Source organism: Cryomorphaceae bacterium, from assembly GCA_007695365.1.
Lineage (GTDB): Bacteria > Bacteroidota > Bacteroidia > Flavobacteriales_D > SKUL01 > SKUL01.
Genome location: REDV01000078.1, coordinates 1 through 22,359, shown reverse-complemented (window position 1 = coordinate 22,359; position 22,359 = coordinate 1). Strand labels below are relative to the sequence as shown.

15 protein-coding genes and 1 tRNA gene are annotated in these 22,359 nt (G+C 51.7%); 6 read left to right on the top strand and 10 right to left on the bottom strand.

The window, feature by feature from the left end; genetic code table 11:
* Positions 1–37: 37 nt before the first annotated feature.
* The 3 genes from EA392_06420 to EA392_06410 all read right to left on the bottom strand — a co-directional run bounded on the left by EA392_06420 (position 38) and on the right by EA392_06410 (position 2,237).
* Positions 38–127, bottom strand: a tRNA-Ser gene (locus tag EA392_06420).
* Between the two features lie 292 nt (positions 128–419).
* Entirely contained in the window at positions 420–1,460 is a 1,041-nt protein-coding gene (locus EA392_06415) for a type I asparaginase (protein ID TVR39376.1), read from the bottom strand.
* A gap of 3 nt (positions 1,461–1,463) precedes the next feature.
* The gene (locus EA392_06410) at positions 1,464–2,237 is read right to left on the bottom strand and encodes a TatD family deoxyribonuclease (protein TVR39375.1); all 774 of its coding nucleotides are present in this window, start codon (positions 2,235–2,237) and stop codon (positions 1,464–1,466) included.
* A gap of 65 nt (positions 2,238–2,302) precedes the next feature.
* Here EA392_06410 and EA392_06405 point away from each other — a divergent pair, with 65 nt between their 5' ends.
* Entirely contained in the window at positions 2,303–3,298 is a 996-nt protein-coding gene (locus EA392_06405; protein TVR39374.1) for a glycosyltransferase family 9 protein, read from the top strand.
* A gap of 14 nt (positions 3,299–3,312) precedes the next feature.
* Here the strand turns inward: EA392_06405 and EA392_06400 are convergent, their stop codons facing one another.
* Positions 3,313–3,828 carry an acyl-CoA thioesterase gene (locus tag EA392_06400; protein TVR39373.1) on the bottom strand — a complete coding sequence of 172 codons (516 nt, stop codon included), beginning with the start codon at positions 3,826–3,828 and terminating at the stop codon, positions 3,313–3,315.
* A gap of 53 nt (positions 3,829–3,881) precedes the next feature.
* Here EA392_06400 and EA392_06395 point away from each other — a divergent pair, with 53 nt between their 5' ends.
* Both EA392_06395 and EA392_06390 read left to right on the top strand, forming a co-directional pair.
* Positions 3,882–4,433 (top strand): CopD family protein, encoded by a 552-nt coding sequence (locus EA392_06395; GenBank protein TVR39372.1) that lies wholly within the window; start codon positions 3,882–3,884, stop codon positions 4,431–4,433.
* A gap of 4 nt (positions 4,434–4,437) precedes the next feature.
* The gene (locus EA392_06390) at positions 4,438–4,884 is read left to right on the top strand and encodes a peroxiredoxin (GenBank protein TVR39371.1); all 447 of its coding nucleotides are present in this window, start codon (positions 4,438–4,440) and stop codon (positions 4,882–4,884) included.
* 55 nt (positions 4,885–4,939) lie between these two features.
* On the opposite strand, the gene EA392_06385 is transcribed toward EA392_06390, so the two are convergent.
* The 5 genes from EA392_06385 to EA392_06365 form a co-directional block, all read right to left on the bottom strand.
* Complete coding sequence (locus tag EA392_06385; protein ID TVR39370.1) at positions 4,940–7,654, bottom strand: T9SS C-terminal target domain-containing protein; 2,715 nt, start codon at positions 7,652–7,654, stop codon at positions 4,940–4,942.
* Between the two features lie 6 nt (positions 7,655–7,660).
* Positions 7,661–10,327 carry a hypothetical protein gene (locus tag EA392_06380; GenBank protein TVR39369.1) on the bottom strand — a complete coding sequence of 889 codons (2,667 nt, stop codon included), beginning with the start codon at positions 10,325–10,327 and terminating at the stop codon, positions 7,661–7,663.
* A 37-nt stretch (positions 10,328–10,364) separates the two neighbouring features.
* The gene (locus EA392_06375; protein TVR39368.1) at positions 10,365–13,103 is read right to left on the bottom strand and encodes a hypothetical protein; all 2,739 of its coding nucleotides are present in this window, start codon (positions 13,101–13,103) and stop codon (positions 10,365–10,367) included.
* A 48-nt stretch (positions 13,104–13,151) separates the two neighbouring features.
* Entirely contained in the window at positions 13,152–15,668 is a 2,517-nt protein-coding gene (locus tag EA392_06370) for a bifunctional UDP-N-acetylmuramoyl-tripeptide:D-alanyl-D-alanine ligase/alanine racemase (protein ID TVR39367.1), read from the bottom strand.
* Positions 15,669–15,733: 65 nt separating this feature from the next.
* Positions 15,734–16,858 carry a sulfotransferase gene (locus EA392_06365; GenBank protein ID TVR39366.1) on the bottom strand — a complete coding sequence of 375 codons (1,125 nt, stop codon included), beginning with the start codon at positions 16,856–16,858 and terminating at the stop codon, positions 15,734–15,736.
* 223 nt (positions 16,859–17,081) lie between these two features.
* Between EA392_06365 and EA392_06360 the strand changes: the two genes are divergently transcribed.
* Positions 17,082–19,547 carry a carboxypeptidase-like regulatory domain-containing protein gene (locus EA392_06360; protein ID TVR39365.1) on the top strand — a complete coding sequence of 822 codons (2,466 nt, stop codon included), beginning with the start codon at positions 17,082–17,084 and terminating at the stop codon, positions 19,545–19,547.
* A 1-nt stretch (position 19,548) separates the two neighbouring features.
* Here EA392_06360 and EA392_06355 read toward each other — a convergent pair whose 3' ends face one another.
* Positions 19,549–20,154: a thymidine kinase gene (locus tag EA392_06355; GenBank protein ID TVR39444.1), complete on the bottom strand. Its 606-nt coding sequence runs from the start codon at positions 20,152–20,154 to the stop codon at positions 19,549–19,551.
* Positions 20,155–20,296: 142 nt separating this feature from the next.
* On the opposite strand from EA392_06355, the gene EA392_06350 reads away from it, so the two are divergent.
* Complete coding sequence (locus EA392_06350; protein ID TVR39364.1) at positions 20,297–21,046, top strand: hypothetical protein; 750 nt, start codon at positions 20,297–20,299, stop codon at positions 21,044–21,046.
* Positions 20,947–22,290: a M20/M25/M40 family metallo-hydrolase gene (locus tag EA392_06345; protein ID TVR39363.1), complete on the top strand. Its 1,344-nt coding sequence runs from the start codon at positions 20,947–20,949 to the stop codon at positions 22,288–22,290. The genes EA392_06350 and EA392_06345 overlap by 100 nt, the downstream gene beginning before the upstream one ends.
* The last annotated feature ends 69 nt before the right edge of the window (positions 22,291–22,359 follow it).

Sequence of the window (22,359 nt, the reverse complement as noted above, 5' to 3'; positions counted from 1 at the left end):
TTGACTTCTTATCGGATTGTATTAAGTTTTCGTTAAATAGCGGAGAGGAAGGGATTCGAACCCTTGATCCCCTTTCGGGGAAACACGCTTTCCAGGCGTGCGCCTTAAACCGCTCGGCCACCTCTCCCAACGGGTTCATTCAACCGCGCAGGCACTTGGGTCTATCCAGAATCTCTCCTTCAAACCGGTTCAATTCGGAAGAAATAGCTGCATCAGCCCCGCCTGAATAAATTTCAAGTTGGACTGTTGCACTCCTGCTCCTGAAAAACACCCCGGTTTAAACGGGTTGAAAAGAACGTCCATTTTCAGGGCGGCCAAATTACAAATTTTCCTGCAACGGCAAAAAGATTGTGGGCAAACGCTATCAGTGGTTTTGCGCAACGGAACATCTGCATCCGTAAACGGTATTTTCAACGGAGTTATTCATTTTCCGAATCCTCAGTCATCTCACCGCGCAGCGATTGCATCACGAGCCGTTTCAGCGCAATGTTATCGTTGGCATTGGCCAACAGGAACATCAGTTTGGTAATGGCCGCTTCGGTGGTAATATCGGCACCGCCCAGAACGCCTGCCGAGGCCAGTCCGGAACTGGTTTCATAGCGCCCCTGCTGCACAAAACCTTCTCCGCATTGGGTTACATTCAGCACTACGAGTCCGTTGGAAATGGCTTCGCGAAGTAACTCAATAAACCACGGAGCGCTCGGGGCATTACCACTGCCGTAGGTTGAAAGCACCAGTGCTCTTAACCCCGGTGTCTCCAACTGGTGTTTCACGGTAGTTTCGGAAATACCCGGAAACAGTCGCAATACCATCACACGGTTGTCCATTGCGCGGTGAAACTTCGTTGGCTCGTTGTCGGGTAATCGAATGGCTGACCGATTAAACCGCACTTTTACACCGGCTTCGGCGAGCAAGGGATAGTTGGATGACCGGAATGCTTTGAATTGCTCTGCGTTGTACTTGTGGGTGCGGTTTCCGCGGTAGAGTTTGTATTCAAAATACACACTTACTTCGGGTACCACGGCCTCACCGTTTCTGTAGGTGGCGGCAATCTCAATGGCGGTGATGAGGTTTTCTTTGCCGTCGGTGCGAATAATGCCAATAGGAAGTTGCGACCCGGTGAGAACGACAGGCTTCTTTAGGTTTTCGAGCATGAAACTCAGGGCCGAGGCCGTATAGGCCATGGTGTCGGAGCCGTGCAGAATCACAAAGCCGTCGTAATCTTCGTAGTGGGTTTGTATGATGTCAACCAGCCGCGCCCAAACCGTGTGATCTACATTGGAGGAGTCTATCGGATGCTCAAAAGCGTAGCTGTCGATGTTGGCCTCTATCATGCGCAAATCGGGAATTTGCTCCTCGATATGACCAAAATCAAACGGATGATAGGCACCGGTTTCGTGGTTTTGCACCATCCCAATGGTACCTCCGGTATATATCATCAGCACACTTCGTTGTTGCATGGCTTAATTGATTTGAAACATGGCACGGGCATTTTCTGATGTGCGTTCGGCCACAAGCGTTTCGGGTAGTTTTTTGATCTCGGCCAGCCTTTTCAGCACAAACTGTACATAGGCGCTTTCATTGCGACGGCCCCTGTGAGGCGTTGGTGCGAGGTAGGGAGCATCGGTTTCGAGTACAAAATGCCGCAGGCTGAATTCCGATACCACTTTATCCAGACCGCTGTTTTTGAAAGTTAGTACACCACCCAATCCCATGAGAAAAGTACCGTACTCTTTGATTCTGGCCGCGTCTTCGGCCGTGCCGGTAAAGCAGTGAAAAACACCGCGCAGTCGCTCATCGTGTAGTCGGTCCAACACCTCAAAAATCTCTTTGAACGCCTCTCGACAGTGAATCACAATGGGCAGATTTCGCTCTTTGGCCCAGTCGATTTGCGTTTCAAAAGCTTCTATTTGAAGCGGTAATGTTGATTTGTCCCAGTGGAGATCAATACCTATTTCGCCAACAGCCACAAAAGGGTATTGGTCGAGTAGTTCACCTGCCATTCGCAACTCCTCCTTGTAGTTATTGGGCTGCACAGAGCATGGGTGCACGCCCATCATGGGTTTGAAATACGCTTGGTCACTTTGCCAGAGTTTAACCAGTGCGTGGTGGTAATCAGAGTCTATTGCGGGCAGCAACACCTGCGCCACACCGGCCTCTCGGGCGCGCTGAAGCATGTCCGGCCGGTCTTCGTCAAAAGCGGGCAAGTATAGATGGCTGTGGGTGTCAATAATCACGCTGCAATGATAGTGAAAATGGGGGGCACAGCGGATGGGCCTTTCTTGCTAACTTCGGCCCCGCAATGATTACCACGCGCTTACTGGTTGTTCGTTTTTCGTCTATGGGCGATATTGTGCTCACCACTCCGGTGCTGCGCTGCGCCAAGGAGCAATGGCACGGCGAGCTGGAGATTCACTATCTCACCAAAAAGCCCTTTGCTTTCCTTCTGCAAAACAACCCATACGTGAGCAGGGTGCACACCATTGAGCGCAGTACCAATGAAATCATTGAAGAGTTAAAGAACATTCAGTTTGACTACCTGATTGACCTCCACCACAACGCCCGGTCATTTTTCCTGAAGCGAAAACTCAAGGTGCTTGCTTTCTCGTTCGAAAAGCTCAATTGGGAGAAATGGTTGCTGGTGCGTTTCGGCATTGATCAATTGCCGCGTGTGCACATCGTAGATCGCTATCTGGATACACTCAAGGCCTTTAAAATTGAGAATGATCACCGCGGACTCGATTACTTTCTGCCCGATGAAGAGCGAATTTGCATTTCAAAGCTCCCGTCAGACTTCAAAAATGGCTTTTTGGTCTTTGTGATGGGCGGTCAGCATAGGGGTAAAAAGCTGCCTCCCGAAAAGATTGCCCGCATCTGTGACGCGCTCAACTATCCGGTGGTGCTGTTGGGAGGAAAAGAAGATGAAGAAGCCGCCGCTGTTGTGGCGCAAAAAGGCGGTACCAAAGTGTGGAGCGCGGTTGGAAAGTATTCTTTTCACGGTTCTGCATCCTTGATTGAGTTGAGTAATGGGGTGATTTCGCACGATACGGGTTTGATGCATGTGGCCGCAGCTTTGAAAAAACCCGTTATCTCCATTTGGGGCGGAACGGTGCCTGAATTTGGTATGTTTCCCTACCTGCCCGGGGCTCCTTCGGCAATGGTAGAGGCGCGGCATTTATCCAAAAGGCCGTGCTCCAAACTGGGCAACCACTGCAAGTACAAAACATGTCGTTGCACGGAAGAAATCAACGAAGCCGAAGTAGTGGAGCTGGCGCTGCGGGCCTTGGAAACGCCCTGAGAATTTTCTGCCTGTTATTCGAACAGCTTTTTAAGCTCGGTGGCATTTTCGGGCTTGAGCTTGCCGGCAAGAATAAGGCGCAATTGCCTGCGCCGAAGGGCCCCCTCAAAACGCATATTTTCCACATCGCTCTCAGGAACAAGTTCAGGTACAGGAATAGGGTTGCCAATCTGATCTACTGCCACAAAGGTGTACATGGCTTCGTTACAACGGGTCTTCTCGCCGGTGCTGTGATTCTCCACAAAAACCTCCATAAATACTTCCATCGATGATGAAAACGCACGCGAAACCTTGGCCTCAATGGTTACAATATCGCCGAGTTTGATGGGGTGTTGAAACGACACGTTGTTTACGGCTGCGGTTACTACAATCCTCCGGCAATGCCGATGGGAAGAAATGGCCGCAGTAACGTCCATCCAGTTCAGAAGCTGTCCGCCCATTAGATTTCCCAGCGTATTGGTGTTTTCCGGAAGCACCATGTGGGTGGTGGTGGCAACAGTTTCGGATGCTTTCACTTTTTTGCGCGACATTTACCCTGATTTTGGGGCAAAGATACTTCATTTGTACTGCTTCAAACAGAGCCATGGAAATAACCAACCTGTACGGAATTGTTAAATCGCTGCACATCATTTTTGTGGTGACGTGGTTTGCCGGGTTGTTTTACATCGTGCGCCTGTTTGTGTACCACGCCGAAGCCGATTCGCGAGAAGAGCCCGAACGCAGCATTCTTATCAGGCAGTTTCAACTGATGGAGTGGCGCCTGTGGTACATCATCGCGTGGCCATCCAAGGTTCTGGCGCTCATTTTTGGCTTGTGGATGCTGTACCTGCTGCCGGGCTACCTCACTCAAGGGTTCATGCACGTAAAGTTGGCCATGGTAGCCATACTGGTGGTGTACCACCTCTATTGCCAACGGTTGTTCAATCAGTTGCAACAAAACCGCATTACCAAAACATCTACAGGATTCAGGGTGTTGAATGAGGGAGCCACCCTGTTGCTCATCGCTATAGTGTTTGTAATTGTGCTGCGCTCTACCCTTGACTGGATTTGGGGCGTTTTGGGCATTATGGGCGTGGCGGTGGTAATGATGATTGCCATTAAATGGTACAAGCGAATTCGCGAACGAAACAACTGAAAACATGCTTCAAGTAGGCCAATCGGCACCCGATTTTACGCTGAAGAATGCGCAGGGAGAGGAGGTGAGACTGTACAACTTGCTCAGTCGCGGAGATGTGGTGCTATACTTTTACCCCAAGGATGAAACCCGCGGTTGCACGGCTCAGGCGTGTGCTTTTCGTGATTCTTATGAAGAATTCAAAGATGCCGGTGCCGAGGTGGTGGGGGTGAGTTCAGACGGCGAGCAGGATCACGCGGGGTTTGCCAATAATCACCGGTTGCCGTTCATTTTGTTGAGCGACCCCAACAAGGAAGTGCGCAAACTGTACGAGGTACCCAACAGCTTGTTGTTTATTCCGGGCAGGGTCACCTATGTAATTGGCACCGATCAAAAAATCCGAATGGCGTTTAACTCCATGTTTAAGCCTGAAGAGCACATTCAGCAGGCACTGAAGGTTCTTGGAAAGTAGCAAAGGCGGCCCTGAGGCCGCCTTTGCAGAAAAGATATGAATGAAGGGTGCCAGCTTACCTCGCCACCACAATTTGTTCGTTGGCCACGCGGGTTTCACCGTCGTATATCACCAGAGCATACACGCCTGAAGGCAGGTTGCTGATGTCAAACGACTGACGGTCTACGCTGAACTGCGCAGATTGAATGACACGACCTGTGAGGTCGAGCAGGTGGTATCGAAGATTTTGAGGGTTGAAGCCGGTTTGGCTCAGATCAACCCAAAACTGGTCGCTGGTGGGGTTGGGGAAAATGCTCACACGACCTGCTACGGCTTCATCCACACTGCTTACATCATCAACAAAGATGCAGTAGTCTTCTGATTCTCCCCACTGATATACTTCACATGGTTGGGCAGGAGCATCGGGGGCTCCACCCCATATACCTCCACCACCCACGTACTTCATTGCAATTCGCATGCGGGTAGCACCGGTTGGTGTGCCGGGTTCTATGGTAAAGCTGCCTGAAACGGCAGCAGTAATGCCGGTCCCCGAGTCATACACTAACTCGTCTGCTTCAAACTCACCATTTTGGTTGATGTCAATCCACATGGTGAAATGCTGATTAAAAGTACCCGCGGCAAAGCCTGGTGTGAGTGTAAACTCGTGCGGCACGCCAATCATAAACAGGTGGGTTTCGTCGGTAAAGTCACCGTAACCGCCGTCGTTTCCTGAAACATTGGTGAAAGAGGTGAATTCAACAGATTCGATCCACTCGTCACTTGAGTTTTCACCACCTGTGGCGCAAAAATCCAAATCGGTGCATGAGCCACAGCCCGTTGTGTTAAAGTTTACGCCGGCGGTAAAGGGCTCTTCCTGATTTTCAATACACACAGTTTGCAGTTGCACTTCATAGAAAGTGCACTCAACCAACCCATTAATGGTGAATTCGGTGTCATTGATGTCATTCACAACTGTCCAGATGGTGGTTCCCTGTGGGCGGTAGCGCAGGTTGAAGTGCGTAGCTGCCAGAACGGGCTCCCAGCTCACAGTTACAGACTCAACGGTGGCACCTCCCACAGAAAAGGCGGGATTTTCACAGCAGCCATCTGTTTGCCAAACAAAAGAGTTGGAGTATTCTGAGTTTTCTTCCTCGCAGTTGGCCTTTACCTGAAATTCATACTCGGTGCAGAAGATGAGGTCGGCGGCAAAATAACTGGTGCTAACGAGTCCTTCAACTTCTGTCCACTCCGTTTCTCCTGTTGGGCGATAACGCAGGTCGTATGACTCGGCATCCAGTCCACTCCAGCTCAAGGTGTAGTTGGATGTGCCTGTTTCCTGAGCACCATTCAGCGCAAAGGGGGTAATACATCCGGCATCAGCGCAGTTGTTCAGAATGTGCATCAGGCTGTTGTAGGCATTGATACGACCACCGGTGGCTACTTCATTGATAAGGTTAGGAATGATATCCACGCCCTCGTAAAGCGCTTCCATTACCAAATCGGCACCCATTTGTGGGTTGGCTTTAGCAATTTGAATGAGTGACGGACAAGGCGCAGAATAGAGCAGCGCAATAACACCTGCCGTAAGAGGGCTTGCAAAGGAAGTTCCTGAGGTTGAACCATAGCCATTAGTTCCGGAGGTAGTAACCACGGCAGCTCCGGGGGCTCCCACATCAATGGTGTTTACTCCATAACCGGAAAAAGTTCGCACATCATTGTGGTTAGTAGCTGTTACACTTACCATGTATGGGCTTGGACACGCGGTGGGGAGGTCTCCTACGTTGTCGATGTTTACGTTGTTGTTGGCAGTAGCTCCGCAGTTCAGAATTCCTGATTCACCAAGCGTTTCATAAACCCCGCACCACAAGGGAGAGTTATCGGGGTTTCCTCCGTCAATACCCCAGGAGGCATTGGTAGCGACTACAAACGCTCCAAGTGCTCCATTGGTGGCGTCGTACTGTTCGCGCATTACCAGCGGATAGGTGTAGGCGGCTACTACGGAGGCCTCATTGAAGAGGTTTTCTCCGGCTACCGACATGAGTTTTACATCCCAGTTGATTCCGGCAACACCCAGGTTGTTGTCGCCTTTGGCACCAATCATACCGAAAACCTGGGTTCCGTGGCCTCCTTGCAGCACACCGCCGTCGGTGTTGGATGCCACATTCCAGCCGAGGTAGTCGTCGATGTAACCGTTTCCGTCGTCGTCAATTCCGTTGCCCGGTATTTCATGCACATTTACCCAGGCGTTGTCCGCGAGGTCCGGGTGATTCAGGTTTCCGCCTTCAATCACACACACTACAATTTCGTCGCCCAAAGCGGTAAGGCCTCCGGTGGTGATATCCCAGGCCAAATCGCTGTCAATATCTGCATCGGCGGTTCCACCGGTCTGGCCGGTGTTTACATGGTGCCACTGCTGGTTGAATTGGGGGTCGTTGGGAATGGTTTCACGTCGTGTAACGAGGTGATTGAACTGGGCTTCGTCAATAACGGGGTGCTCCTTTACGAGGCGGAGCATTTCAAAGGGGCTCACTTCATCTTGATTGAACTCGAGAAGATAGATGCTGAGACGCTCCGAAACTACACGGCCGAACTTGAGGCCGGTGGCTGTTCCGTTGATTTCAGCGAGGTCGTTGAAGATGCGCTCGGCTTTTTGCGTGTCCGTAATGCGAACCAGAATTTCTCCGGGTTCAAACGGTGTCTCGCCGTGGGCGGCGTAGTCAATGTATCCCGATTGGGCAAGCAACCACCCGGGAAGGAAAAGTAGTGAAAGTAAGAGTGTACTGATTTTCATGATGATTTATTTTGAGAGTATTACAGGTTTTCTGAAGAGAATATTATCATCGCCCATCATGAGCAATTGATACTGGCCGGTTGAGAGGTTACCGGTGTTCCAAAGAATTTCGTGTGTGTTCACAGGTTGTGAGCTCACGAGCTGTCCGGCTGCATTTACCAGGTGAAGCGTGTAGGCGTTGTTGAGGTATTTTTCAGGCAGGTTTACCCTGAACTGATCTCGTGCCGGGTTGGGAAAAACCACCACATTGGGGTCGTCCAATTGGGCCACGCTTGTAACCGGGTCGGCAATGAGTACGCAGTAGTCTTCAACTTCGCCCCAACTGAAACCTTGCTGGCATGGACCGGCCATTTGTTCGTATCGCATGGTGATGCGCATGCGGGTTCCTCCGATTTGCGCATCTTCGGGCACGGTAAATTCACTGGTGAAAGTTGTTGTGGTCACGCCGTCGGTGTCGAGTACAATTTCCGAAGCCTCGAAGATACCATTTTGGTTGAAATCAATCCATGCCATGATGTATTCATCCCATTCGTCGTCTGCGTAGCCGGGTGTTACACTCAGCTCGTAGGTTCCGCCTGCGGTAAGGGTGGTGCTCATAAAGGTGTAATCTCCATAGCCGTCATCGCTACCCGAAACATTGTGCAAGGTATTGAGCTGCACTTCGGCAATCCACTCTTCTGAGGAGTTGGAGGAGAATGCTTCACAGTAATTGGCTTCGGTACAGGTGCCGCAGCCGTCAGTTCCGAGGGTGACTGCCCCTGAGTATTCTGTGAGCACATTGTTAGCGCAATGGGTTCGGACTTCAATTTCGTAGGCGGAGCATTCCTGAAGTCCGGTGATGCTGGCCTCATTGTCTGTAAGGCCCTCCAGCGTTGTCCAAACAGCGTCACCTAACATTCGAAATCGAAGGTCATAGCTGAGTGCGGCTAGCACATCGGTCCAGGCTACGTTAATAAAGTCATCTCCAATTTCGGTTGCGGTTAGCTGTTCCGGGGCATCGCAACAACCGTCGGTAGTCCAAACAAAGATCGACGAGTATTCACTTTCATCTTCTGTGCATACAGCCTGCACCCTGAATTGATATTCAGAGCAAAAATCGAGGCCTTGAAGTACGAATGCATTGTTCAGGAGATTGCTCACGGTGGTCCATTCAGACTCACCGGCGGGGCGGTATTGCAAATTGAATGATTCACTTTCTACAAAGGACTCCCATTGAAGTGTGTAGGTAACATCAGTCTCCGACGCACTGAGCAGGCTTGTCCCTAACCCAAAGGGCGCAAAACAACCACTCGTCGCACAATCTGCCATCAGCAGATCCAGGCTGTTTTTCAGGTTCAGTCGTCCGCCAGTGGTAGTGATTCCCTGTAGGCTTTCATTGGGGTCAACACCTTCAAGAATGTATTGGCGGGCCAACATAGCGGCAGCTTCGGGATCGGCCTTGGCGAGGGCTATAAACGAAGGGCATGGCGCTGAGTAAAGCAGGGCAATGGCTCCTGTAACGTGCGGTGTGGCTCCTGAGGTTCCTCCGAAAGTTCCGTAAGGAGAAGTGCCGGCGGTGGTGGTAAAAGTGCCTGCTCCGTGCGCACCCAGATCAATGGTTTCGGCACCGAATCCGGCATTGGTTACCTTGGTGTCGGTGTTGTTGAGGTTGGTAACGGAGATCATGAAGTCACTCGGGCAGGCAGTGGGCAGATCCCCCACCACATCTACGTTGTGATTGCCGTTGATGGTGGCTCCGCAGCTCAATATACCGTGCTGCCCCATGATGTCGTAAAAGCCACACCATAGAGGCGCATTGGCCGGTTGGCCGAAATCCACACCCCAACTGGCGTTGGTGGCCACTACAAATGCTCCCTCAGCGCCATTGGTTTCGTTGTAAATCTGGCGCATGGTAAGGGCGTAAGAGTACGCTGCGAGGACCGCAGCCTCATTGGTGTTGAAGTTGTTCTTGATAATCATCAGCTTCACGTCCCAGTTCACGCCGGTAACACCAATACCGTTGTTTCCTTTGGCGCCTACAATGCCCAAAACGGGAGTGCCGTGTCCGCCGCCCGATACATTATCACTGTTGGTCACAATGCTCCAGCCGAGGAAGTCATCAACGTATCCGTTGCCGTCGTCGTCAATGCCATTGCCGGGTATCTCTCCGGTGTTCACCCAGAGATTGTCTTCAAAGTCGGGGTGATTCATATTGTGTCCATCGTCCAGAATGGCAGCCACAATTTCGTCGCCCATGGGGGTTAATCCTCCCGTGGTGATTTCCCAAGCGGCTTCCGCGTCAATATCGGCACCTGCCACGCCACCACCGGAGCCGTCGTTGTTGTACTGCCATTGCGAAGAGTAGAGCGGGTCATTGGGCACGGCCCTGTGCGTTACCATATGGTTTACCTGTGCAACCTCCACAAGCGGGTGTTCTTTTACGGCCCGCAACATGGCGTCCATCGGCACGGCCTGCTCATTGAAGCCAACCAGCCAGATGTTCATGTAGGGGGTAACTTGTTTGAGCACCTCAAAATCTGTGAGGGCGCCGTTTACGCGGTCCAAACTGCGGGCTACCTGGTAGGCAGTTTTGCCTTCCTGCAGGCTTACGAGGATTTGGCCGGGCACGTAGTTGACTTCAGCATTTTGTGGGGCTTCAAATTTTGAAGGCTGGGCAATAAGAATTACGGGCATCAAAGCCAGAAGTGTAAAAAGTTTTTTCAAGGGTAATTTATTTGGTGATGATTACAGGTTTTCTGAACGCAATGGATTGGTTGTTCTGGAGAATCAGCTGGTAATGACCCGGCGCCAGATGGCCTACATTCCAGAATAATTCGGGATGGTTGGCAGGCATGGAAGCTACTGGCTGACCAAGTGAGTTAACAAGGTGCAGCGTACCGGTTTCACTGACCATTTCCGAGGGCATCACAACCCTGAATGATGTGTTGGCCGGGTTGGGAAAGAGTTGAACGTCTGCACCTTTATTTTCGCGAACAGACGTAGTTGATTCAATAATCTCCACACAATAATCTTCCACTTCGCCCCAGTCGAAGCCTGTCATACAAGGATTTTGAAGTTCGCCCCATGTAACTGGAGTTCCGTGTAACATCATCACGCGCATGCGGGTTGCCCCCAACAGAGCGTCTGACGGAATGGTGATATCGATACTCCCTTCCTCGGTCTGAATTGCCCCCGGTGTGTAAAAGCGCTCTGAGTTTTCAAAGATGCCGTTTTGATTGAAATCAATCCACACCCAGATGGTATACCACATCTCTCCAAAATCCAACCCTGCGATCATAGCCAGCTCATAGACTTCACCTTGCTCCAACTGAGTGGTGAGATGGGTGTAATTCCCATAGCCACCATCGTTGCCTGAGATATTATGCAGGGTGTTGAGCTGCAGCTCATCAATCCACTCCCAGGTAGAGTTCCCGTAGGCCTGGCAGTAGAATAAATCCAGACAGGTTTCACAACCCGTTGCTCTGAACTGTAATGATGGAGAATACCCACTTTGTTCTTCATTGCTGCAATGACTCATGATCTGCGCTTCATACTCAGCGCAAAGCTCCAGGTCTGAAACGGTGGTTTCAATAGATGTTAAGTCGGCCAATTCAATCCATTCTTCCTCCTGTATCTTGCGGTACCTGATGGTATAGCTTTCCGCAGCAGTTATGGGCTCCCACTCAAGCGTTGCACTTTCGTCGGTGGCACCTGCGAGCACTAAAAAAGGAGCATCGCAACATCCGTCGGTGGTCCAGCTCAAGGGTTCAGAAAACGGAGATTCGTCTTGTTCACACACGGCTTGCACACGAAATTCCATTTCAAGGCAAAGCTCCAGGTCGCTCAGGTCGAAGTTATTTTCAGCCAAACCGCTGATGGTGGTCCATGTGTCCTCACCCAGCTCTCTGAACTGCAGATTGAAACTTTCATCACCACTCCAGCCTTCCCAGCTAAGTGTGTAAGAGGAAGGTGTGTTTTGCTCCACATTCAGGGCAAAAGGAATGAAACACTCGTCGTTTGCGCATGCAGCGGTAAGCAGGTCGAGGCTGTTTTTGAGATTGAGTCGTCCTCCGGTAACCGTAATATTCTGAAGGCTTGCGAGTGAATCAACCCCGGCCAGAATGTAATCTCTGACCAATAATGCAGCTGCAGAGGGGTCGGATTTGGCCATCGAAGCCAATTGCGGACATATGGTGGAATAAAGGAGTGCTATAGCCCCAGTTACGTGAGGCGCTGCAGCCGATGTTCCGCTGAAGGTGCCGTATGGCGCCGTCCCACCCAATGTGGTAAAAACTCCCTCACCTGGCGCACCGAGATGAACGGTTTCTGCACCGTACCCCGCATTGGTAACTTTTGTGTCGGTATTGTCGCAACTTGTAACCGCGATGAGGTATTCGCTTCCGCATGATGCCGGAAGGCCTCCGAACTGGTCCATGTCGATGTCTGTGTTGGCCGCTGAGCAAACGCTCAAAATACCTTCCTGGCCCATGAGGTCGTAAAAACCGCACCATAGAGGCGCGTTTGCAGGATTGCCCGGCATCGCTCCCCAACTGGCGTTGGTAGCCACTATAAAAGCGCCCTCCTCGCCGTTGCTTTCGTTGTACAGCTGCCTCATATTTAGCGCATATGAATAGCCGGAAAGCACAGCGGCCTCACTGGTTAGCAGATTGGTTTTGATGATCATGAGCTTTACATCCCAATTTACCCCGGCAACACCAACGCCGTTGTTTCCTTTGGCGCCTATAATGCCCAGTACTGGTGTTCCATGTGATCCGCCATGAACAAAGTCGTTGTTTAGCTGAACGTTCCACCCCAGGTAGTCATCAACATAACCGTTTCCATCATCATCAATTCCATTTCCGGGTATTTCAGCGGTATTCACCCAAAGGTTACCTCCAAAATCCTGATGGGCCATCACATGCCCGTCGTCAAGAACTGCTACCACTATATCGTCGCCAAAAACGGTTTGACCCCCTGTGGTGATTTCCCACCCTTCTTGAGCCCGAATGTCCGCTCCCGCAACACCGTCGTTTGAGCCGTCGTTATGGTATTGCCACTGCTCAGAGTACAAAGGGTCATTGGGTGTGCTGTGTGCCTCGATCTTGTGATTGAACTGAGCATGATCAACCCATGGATGACCCTTTACGGTATGAAGCATCTTGTCCATAGGAATCGCCACGTGGTCAAAACCAACAAGCCAGATATTCATTTGGGCAGCGATTTGATCCTTCACATAAAAACCGGTGGTCTGTCCGTTCAACTCGCGAAGGTCATCCGTAAGTTGCTCTGCGGTGACTCCGGCTTTCAGGCTTACCAGCACATCACCGGGCACAACTTCAGGGCTCTGTGCATTTGCACAAAACGGCAACATGAAACTGATTACACAAGAGAAAACGCGGTACATCCTGAAGCAGAATTGTGTGCAGTTCCAAAAATACGAAAAGACGATGCGACGTTCATGACCGCTCATCACAAAAGGGTATATGGCGGCACTCAAATTTGGGTATGTCTTGGAATTCTAATCGTGATAGTATACACGTTTTACGCGCTGCGATATGCCGCTGATTACCTCGTAGGGGATGGTGTTCAGACGTGTGGCCATCTCGTTCAATGGCACATCAGACCCGAAAATCTCTACCTCATCACCTTCTCTGCATGGAATGTTGGTGACGTCCACCATGCACATGTCCATACATACATTTCCTACCGTGGGCGCTCTGAATCCTGCAATGGCTACTTCACCTTTGCCGTTGCCCAATGCACGCGGAAAACCGTCGGCATAGCCCACGGGAATGGTGGCAATGCGCCGGATGGAATCTACGACGGCGGCACGCTGATAACCCACGGACTCGCCCGGCTGGAGGGTTTTGATTTGCGAAATCACGGTTTTCATTCTGCTGCTCTCCATCAGTTCTGCCTTCAGTTCCGGGGGAATGCCGTAACCGTACAGACCTATTCCCAACCGCACCATATCGAGCTGGTACTGCGGAAATCGAAGAATGCCCGAGGTGTTCAGCAGGTGTCGTAGAAATGAATAACCCAGTTGGTTTTTCAGATTCTCTAAGGCTGTGATGAATTTCCTGGCCTGCTCATGCGTAAAGTCATCGTGAAGGCCATTGTCGGCAGCGGCCAGATGCGAAAAAACCGACGCCACGTGCAGACCGGGGTTCTGTTGTAACACCTGCGCAAGCTGATTCAGTTCCTCTTGTCTGAACCCGAGGCGATTCATTCCGGTGTCGAGCTTTATGTGTATCGGGTAGGGTGGGTTTACCATGGAGGTTTTGGCCGCGTCGCGAAAAGCCTCCAGCGTGCGGAAGCTGTAAATTTCAGGCTCTAACCTGTGCTTTACCAGGGCAGCATAACCCGAAACTTCGGGGTTCATTACCATAATGGGCAACTGAACACCTGCCTTTCTCAGCGCAACGCCTTCATCTGCATAGGCCACGGCCAGGTGTGATATTTTCTGGTACTCCAGCAAGTGCGCCAGCTCGTAGCTCCCCATTCCGTACGAAAAGGCCTTTACCATAGCCATGATGCGCGTAGAAGGCTGCAACTTCGAGCGAAAAAAATTGAGGTTGTGCACCAGTGCATCGAGGTTGATCTCGAGCATGGTTTCGTGCGATTTGTGCTGCAGCAATCGGGTAATGCGCTCAAACCGGAACGGCCGTGCCCCTTTTACCAAAATCAGTTCGCGGTTGAACCAATCGGGTTGAAGCGCCGCCAGCAAAGCGTCGGTATCGGGGTAAAAGGTGGCCGGAATGGTAAAGGCATCTGCGTGCTGCGAAATCACAGCGCCCACCCCGATGATGCGCGCAATGCCTTTTTGAACACACAGCTCGTTAACCTGTTTGTACAGCGCTTCGGGTGAGGCGCCACTTTGCAGGATGTCGGAGAGAATGAGCGATTTTTTGGGCAGAAAACGCTGCCTGTTGGCAAAGTCTAGCGCAATTTCGAGCGAGCCCATATCGCTGTTGTACGCGTCGTTGATCAGGCCACAGTGGTTCACGCCCTCCAGCAGTTGCAGGCGCATGGCTACGGGTTGCAGCGACTCCAGTCCGCCCGTCGTTTCTTCCGGCGAAAGCCCCAATACACTCGCTGCGGCAAAGCAGAGCAGGGCGTTCTCCACCGAGCCTTCGTCGCCAAAAGGAATGCGCACGGAATACTCCTTGCCACTTGCATGTAGCGCAAGAGTGGTGCCGGCGTCGCCCTGCATTTTGACTTCGGCAAAGTAGTCGGCATTGGGGTCTTTCAGGCTGCAGCGCACCAATTGGATGTTTTTTGTCCAATCTGCTTCAGCAATACTCTCAGAAATTTCTGTGTAATCGCCCTGGTAGATGAGCGTTTGGCAATGGCGAAAAAGTTCCAGTTTCTCGCGGGCTTTCTGTTTCCTGTTTTCAAATTGTGCGTCGTGGGCATGCCTGATGTTGATAAACACACCCACATTCGGCTGAATCACCGAGGCAAGGCGTGCCATTTCGCCAGGTTTTGAAATTCCGGCTTCAAATAACCCCAGGCTGTGCTCGCGCGAAATGTTCCAAACCGAAAGCGGCACACCCACTTGCGAGTTGTAACTCCGCGGACTCCTTACCACGTAATACCTGGCTTGCAATAACTGATACAGCCATTCCTTCACCACTGTTTTTCCGTTGCTGCCGGTGATACCCACCGCGGGTAAATCAAAGCTGCTGCGGTGGTGCGCTGCCAGTTTCTGGAGGGCCTCCAGAGAGTCTTCTACCTGGATGACATTGGCTTCGTAGAGCAGGTCCACATTTTCGCGGGGCGAGCTCACCACAAAGTTGCGCACACCGCGCTCATAGAGTTCGCGAATAAAATGATGCCCGTCGTGACGCGGTCCCCTGAGTGCAAAAAACAGTGATGACTCAGATTGGTGCAGCTTGCGACTGTCAATGTCAATGCGGGTAATCCGCGTATCAGTGGCCATGCGCAGCACCTGCCCGTTCATGATTTCAGCCAGCTCGTTGAAGGCATAGCCCCGGTGAAGCTGGGTGGAGGCGGATCTAACTGGTTCCTGCATGGGGTGTAGTTCAGCACGAAGGTACAGACCGCGGGGCTCTCAAACAAGTAGTCGGTAAATACCCGCTACACAGCCACCTTGCGCGGAAACGCCGAATGTGGAAATTCCGAAAGGAGCTTTGCATCAATGGCTTGAAGCCTTTTCAGCAGATGCCCGTCGAGCGGCTTGTGCTTGTTTTTCTGGTAGGCTTCATAATTCCTCACCACCGAGTCCATGGCGCGGTTTTCAACACCTAAAAAGCGGTAAATACTTGCCAGCACCTCTTCGGGCTGCTTCAGAAAAACCTCGTGCGAAACCTGCATCAATTGGCTGGCATCAAAAGATTCCGACTGCCGGTGATAGGCGCGGTGAAAGGTTTCGTACATGAAGAAAGCGTGGTCGATAACGGTTTTTTCGTCAATGTACTGAAAGCTGGTTTGTGGAAGCACCTCAGCAAAAAGGTGCAGCGTAGATTGCAGAATGCGCTGTGAGTTGCGGTCGATAAAAATGAACTTCGCATGGGGAAAAATCTCCCGAATAGCCTCCAATCGCGCCATATTGGCGGGGCTTTTCAAAATAAGTCTGCGATTGCCACATTGCGGCTGGATGGCCCGCACAAAGCGCAACATAGACTGCTGCCAAACGCGTTTGTCTTTTTCGTTGCGAAACAACACGGCCTGCTCCACAATTTGCCTGAACTGTTTGGGGTAGTAGAATCCGTTGATAAACGACAAGCCGGAGGTGGCGGCCAATGCAAATTCTTCCTCCTGGGGTGAATCGAGGCTGAGTGAAACGTTATCCTGGGGTCGCGTTTTGGGGAGAAAAGGAGCGATGATACCGCGAAGCAATCTCGCAAAGGTATTGTTGTAATTGGGAAAGAGCACTTCGTAAAGCTTCGGCGTGTAGAACCGGGGATCTTCCGACAGGATTTGCTGAAGATGGGTGGTTCCGCTGCGTGGGTGTCCGATGATGAACACAGGGTCTTCGGCGGGTTTTGCGGGGCGGCGAATCAAGCGGTAAACCTGCTCAATAAGGATATTGGGAAGGTTTAGCACAGACATCAATCCCACAAAAACAAACTTGGGCAGGAAGTGCCAGGTAGGCCAGGCCCTGAGCGAAAGCGGCGTACGCAACCACGCCAGCGGCTGCGCTCCCAGCAGGGGGTGCATAAAAAAGCCGAGGTAGTGGTTCCATTTAAAACGCAGGCGCATGGTGGGGTGCTTTGGCGGTGTTTAATGCAGGCGATTCAAGGTTGTTGAAGGCGACTAAATTCAAGGCTTGCAACAAGGCAGGTAAAGAATTGTTCAGGTTTTGACAGTCCGCATGTTGGCAACAGAAGCCTGTTAAGGCCGTGTAATTATCCCTTATTTTCGCCCTCATGTTCAACAAGAATCTCTTTCAGTCGGTCGTTTCAACCGGGTACTTGCCAGATTAATGCGTGCAAATTTAACATACCGGTTGATTTTGATGGTTTTTGCTGTCAGCATTTCAGCTTCTGGCTTGCTGGCCCAGCGTGAGGTGCAGGGTTTCGTGTACGATGCCTACACCGGTTTGCCGGTGCCCTTTGCCAATGTTTCGGTGCTGGCAGGCACGCGCGGAGCTGCTACCGATACCCTTGGTTTTTTTCGCTTCAATGCAGGTGCCGGATCGGATTCGCTGCGCGTGTCGAGCCTCGGCTACCGCACCAAAAGGGTGGCTTTACCCCTGGTGAACGATACCATTCGGCTTACTCCGCAAGCGGCCGACCTCGGTTTGTTTGAAGTGCGCCCCGGCATTAACCCTGCCTTTGCTGTGCTCAATAGGGTGGTGGCGGCAAAGCCCCAAAACCACCCCTTCGCCATGTCGGAAATTCAGTTTGAGGAGTACCAGAAAATCCGCTTCGACCTCAATCACTTTACCGACAAAATCAAGCGAAATTTCCTGCTTCGGCCCTTTGACTACCTGTGGGAAAACGAAGGCGTGGACACCAGTGGCATCCGCTACCTTCCGGCCCTGCTCGTTGAAAAGTACATTGAACATTACCGCAAAAACAACAACGAGCGCAGCATTGTGCAAGGCGAAAAAATTACGGGACTGGCCGGACCGCGGCTCATGGATTTTGTCAGCGATTTGTACATCATGCCCAATGTCTATGAGAACTTTGTGCAGATTTTCGACAAACAGTTTCCCAGTCCTATTCACGATAGCTATCAGCGCTATTACCGCTACTACCTGATGGACAGCGTTGAGGTGCACGGTCGAAAAACCTACCTCATTGCCTACAAACCGCGCTTTGTGAGTCAAAGGGCTTTTACCGGGTTGATGAAGATTGATTCGGTGAGCAGCGCTGTGCGCGACATTACGCTCAGGTTCGATGTGCAGGCCAACGTGAACTTTGTGCGTAGCTACCTCATTCGCCAATCCTACAAACCTTTTGAGGAGCACTACTGGGTGGTGGATACATCGGCCGTGCTTGGGGACTTTACCGTCCTCGAAAACGCAAGCGACCTGACAGGTTTCTTTGGCAGGAAAATTTCAGTTTTTGGAGCCTACTCCAGCGATGTGCAACCCGACAAATCGCTTTTTGCCGGTCCGCTGGCAGTGGTCAGCGCTGACAGTGCCCGCTTGCGCGACCGCGATTTCTGGGAAAGGCGTAGATCGGTAGAGCTGGATAAAGACGACGCCGGTATTGAGGCCGTTTCCGACCGGCTTGCCGAAGACCCCCGATTCATTTTCCGCAAAAACCTGCTGTTGAGCATCGGTACAGGTCACATCCCCTGGGGCCCCTTTGAGGTGGGTGATTTCTACACCTTTTACAGCTACAACCAAGTGGAGTTTGGCCGCTTTAAGCTGGGCGGGAGACTGCGCGAAACCGACAAGCGCCCCTTTGAAATCAACGCATACGGAGCCTATGGCGTGCGGGATGAGCGCTTTAAATACGGACTGTCTGGCTACTACCGGCACGACATTGACCAGTACCGCAAAATATGGGTGGGAGGGGAGCTTCGCGACGACATTGACCAATTGGGCCGTAGCTTCAATACTATTCGCATAGATCATATCTTCTCGTCGCTCGGTCAGTTTTATGGCGACGATTCGCGGTACTACAGTCAGCGGGCGCGGGGATTTTTTGCCGTGCAACCTTTGGTGGGCCTCACCCTCATGGCCGATTACACGCGCGAGCAGTTTGAAACCATTTGGCTGAGCGAAGCACTGTTTGGAAAACCCCATGTGCACGAGCGCTACAACGCTGGATCGGTTGGCATTACGGCCAAACTGAGTTGGCTCAACACCAAACTTCGTCCGTTTTACAACGACCGCAACGACGTACAAAAACGTTTCGGGCCCATTCCGGACATCTATCTGGAGGCGCGTATGGGAGCTCCTGAACTCGGCTCGGAAGTGGGATATCAGCAAGCCAGGGTGGCGGTGCAGCAATACATTCCGGTGGCCAACGCAGGATACTTTCATTTTCGCATTGACGCAGCCAAAACATGGGGAAACATGCCGCACGTGTTTGCCTTTATGCCGTTGGCAAACCCCATTATTTTCAACGATCAGCTATCGTTTAACCTCATGAACTTCATGGAGTTTTATGTGGACGAATACGCGCAACTGGCCATGGCGCACCACTTTGAAGGCTGGATTCTGGATCGCGTTCCGCTGGTGAAAAAACTCAAATGGCGCTCCTTTGTATTTGCCAAGGCATTGATAGGCGACGCACGCGCAGACAATGCCTACCTCGCTGATTTACCGCGGGCCACCACCATTCTCCGTCAGCCCTATTACGAGTGGGGCTTTGGAATTGAGAATATCATCAAATTTGCCCGTGTGGATTTTGTGTGGCGCTACACCGATCAGCCGTCGTTGCAGGGTCATTACTTCTTCCTGATTAAGCCGTCTTTCAGGTTTCAGTTCTGATTCAGGAATTGCTTTGCTCCCGCTCTTTTTCCGCCTTCAGGCACCTGAAAAATTCTGCGCGGCTCAGTGGCTCGTAGCTTTCCTTTTCGCCCAAAGCCACCAGGTCTTCTCCGGGCACAATACGGTGGCTGTAATTAGCGAGATGACCACTGCGCACACAAATAGCGTGCACCTTGGTAACGTACTCAGCAATGGCAAGCAGGTGCGGCATAGGCCCGAAAGGCTTGCCTTTAAAATCCATGTCGAGACCTGCAATCACCACCCGAATACCTCTGTTGGCCAACTCGTTGCAAACATCAGGCAGGTCCATGTCAAAGAATTGAGCCTCGTCAATGCCCACCACGTGTTCATCGCTCACGTACTGCAAAATATCGCGCGAGTGCTCAACGGGTGTAGAGTGAATGGCGTTTTCATCGTGGCTTACCACCTTTACTTCGTCATACCTGCGGTCGAGGGCGGGTTTAAAAATCTGAATCTTTTGGTTGGCAATGCGCGCGCGCTTCAACCTGCGAATGAGCTCTTCGGTTTTACCCGAAAACATCGATCCGCAAATCACTTCAATCCAACCTAAGCGCTCTCCACCAGCCGGGGTGTACTCCAGAAACATATTCAAATGATTTTTGCGTTCAAATATAGGCTGCGCGGAAACCGTAACTTTGCGCAAACCGTGCCTTATATGGCAAATGTAACCGAAATTCCAAGGCATGTGGCCTTTCTCTCATGTCAACATCATTACTGATATTCGTACCATGGAAAAATTCAAATCAATTCCGGAGTTAATACAAAGTCTCAACTTACTCGCTTCGCGTATCAACAATGGTACTGTTGGTCTCGAAGAGTTTGAAGTGACCCTTCGCGACGCGCGAGAGCTATATGAGCGTCTGGTTATTTTGCGCTACAAAGCCATTGAAGACCGCAACCTGATGGGGATGGGTGGGACGAGACCGTCGGCCTCAAAGGTGGAAGAACCGCAGGCGCCCCCTCCACAGCCATTGGCGCCCAAACAAATTTCCCTGATTGACTCCATCGAGGAGATTTCGCGCGAGCAGCAGGATGAACCTGAGCTACCCCAGCCTCCACCACCTCCACCTCCTCCTGCTCAACCTGAACCCAGGGCTGCGGCACCGAAGCCCGTGCCACCTCCCACACCGGAGCCCGCGCCTGCACCAGTTCAAAAACCTGTATCGCGTTCCCGCTCGGAGGTGATTCCTCCCAGCGAAGGCCGACCTGAGTCGTTGGCAGATAAGCTGAGCCACACCAAAATTGCCGACCTCACTGTGGCCATCGGGCTCAACCAGAAGTTCCGTTTTATCAAGGAGCTTTTTGGGGGAGATGCCGACGCGTACAACCAGGCCCTCAAAAAACTGAATACCTGCAACGATATCAGCTCGGCTCGACAATGGGTGGAGCAGGAACTCAAGACCACCTACGAATGGGACGAAGAAGATCAACTTACGCTTACTTTCCTGAGCCTGATAGAGCGACGGTACCTGTCATAAGAGGTCTCGGGCTGCTGGTAGGGCTGTTGTTGGCCGTATCCGGTCAGAGCCAAAATCTCACCTATGCGCGGTACCTGTTAGACACCCTTTGCAGCCCTCACTTTGCAGGCAGGGGCTATGTGGACAACGGCTTGCAAAAAGCGGCCGATTTTATCGCCTTTCAACTGGACAGCCTCGGTGTTGAGCCCTTGAATGAGGTTCGTTTTCAGCCCTTTCAACACCCTGTGAACATTTTTCGCAGACCTGTTTCTGTGCAGATAGACGGTCTTGCGCTCACCCCAGGCCGCGATTTTCATATGCACCCCAACAGTCCGTCTTTTTCCGGTCATTTGTCTGTGATACAGCTCGATACTAGCTACATCGACCGTCCGGGGGACATCATTATCACAGGCGAGGCTGTGTATGTGCTGCATCCGGTATCTCCGTACAATCGCGATGGCGCTTCAAAAAGAGCGGGTATTTTGCGGGAGCTCGCTGCATGGGTGCCCGTGATTGACCCTGTGGATAAACTCACCTGGAGCGTGGGAACGAGCGTGTTTAAGCAGCCGGTGATTGAAGTGAACCGCGAAACCGTGAATTGGCAACAGGCAGAAACGGTGGTGCTGAGCGTAGAAAGCACCTTCGAAGAGGAATTCACCTCGCAAAATGTGATGGGAGTGGTTCGCGGAACCGGAACTTCCGACAGTTTGTTGGTTATTACAGCCCACTACGACCACCTGGGTAAGATGGGCAATGTGCTGTTTCCCGGCGCGAACGACAATGCCTCCGGTACGGCCATGATGCTCGATTTGGCGAGGCACTACAGGCAGAATCCACCGGAATACACGGTGTTATTTTTGGCCTTTGCCGGTGAGGAGGCGGGGTTGGTGGGCTCACGGTATTTTGTGGATAACCCGTTGGTTACCTTAGAGAAAATCAGGTTTTTAATGAATCTCGATTTGGTAGGAACCGGTGAAGACGGCATTACGGTGGTGAATGGAAAAACCTTTCCCGAGGCCGCTGAACGACTTGCCCAAATCAACAAAGAGCACGAGCTGGTGCCGAAAATCAAGGTGCGGGGTGAGGCCGCCAACAGCGACCATTACTGGTTTTCGAAAAACGGAGTACCGGCTTTTTTCATCTACACGCTGGGAGAACGCACGGCCTATCACGACATGTACGACGTACCCGAAACCATTGGCTTTGATGGTTATGAAGGGCTGTTTAGCTTGGTGGTGAAGTTTTTGGAGCGGGAAGGGGGTTAAGGACTCTGCTTCAGAGAGATTTCTCCCCCGAAATTCTTCGGGGCAGGCTACTCCGTGCTTCGTACCTCA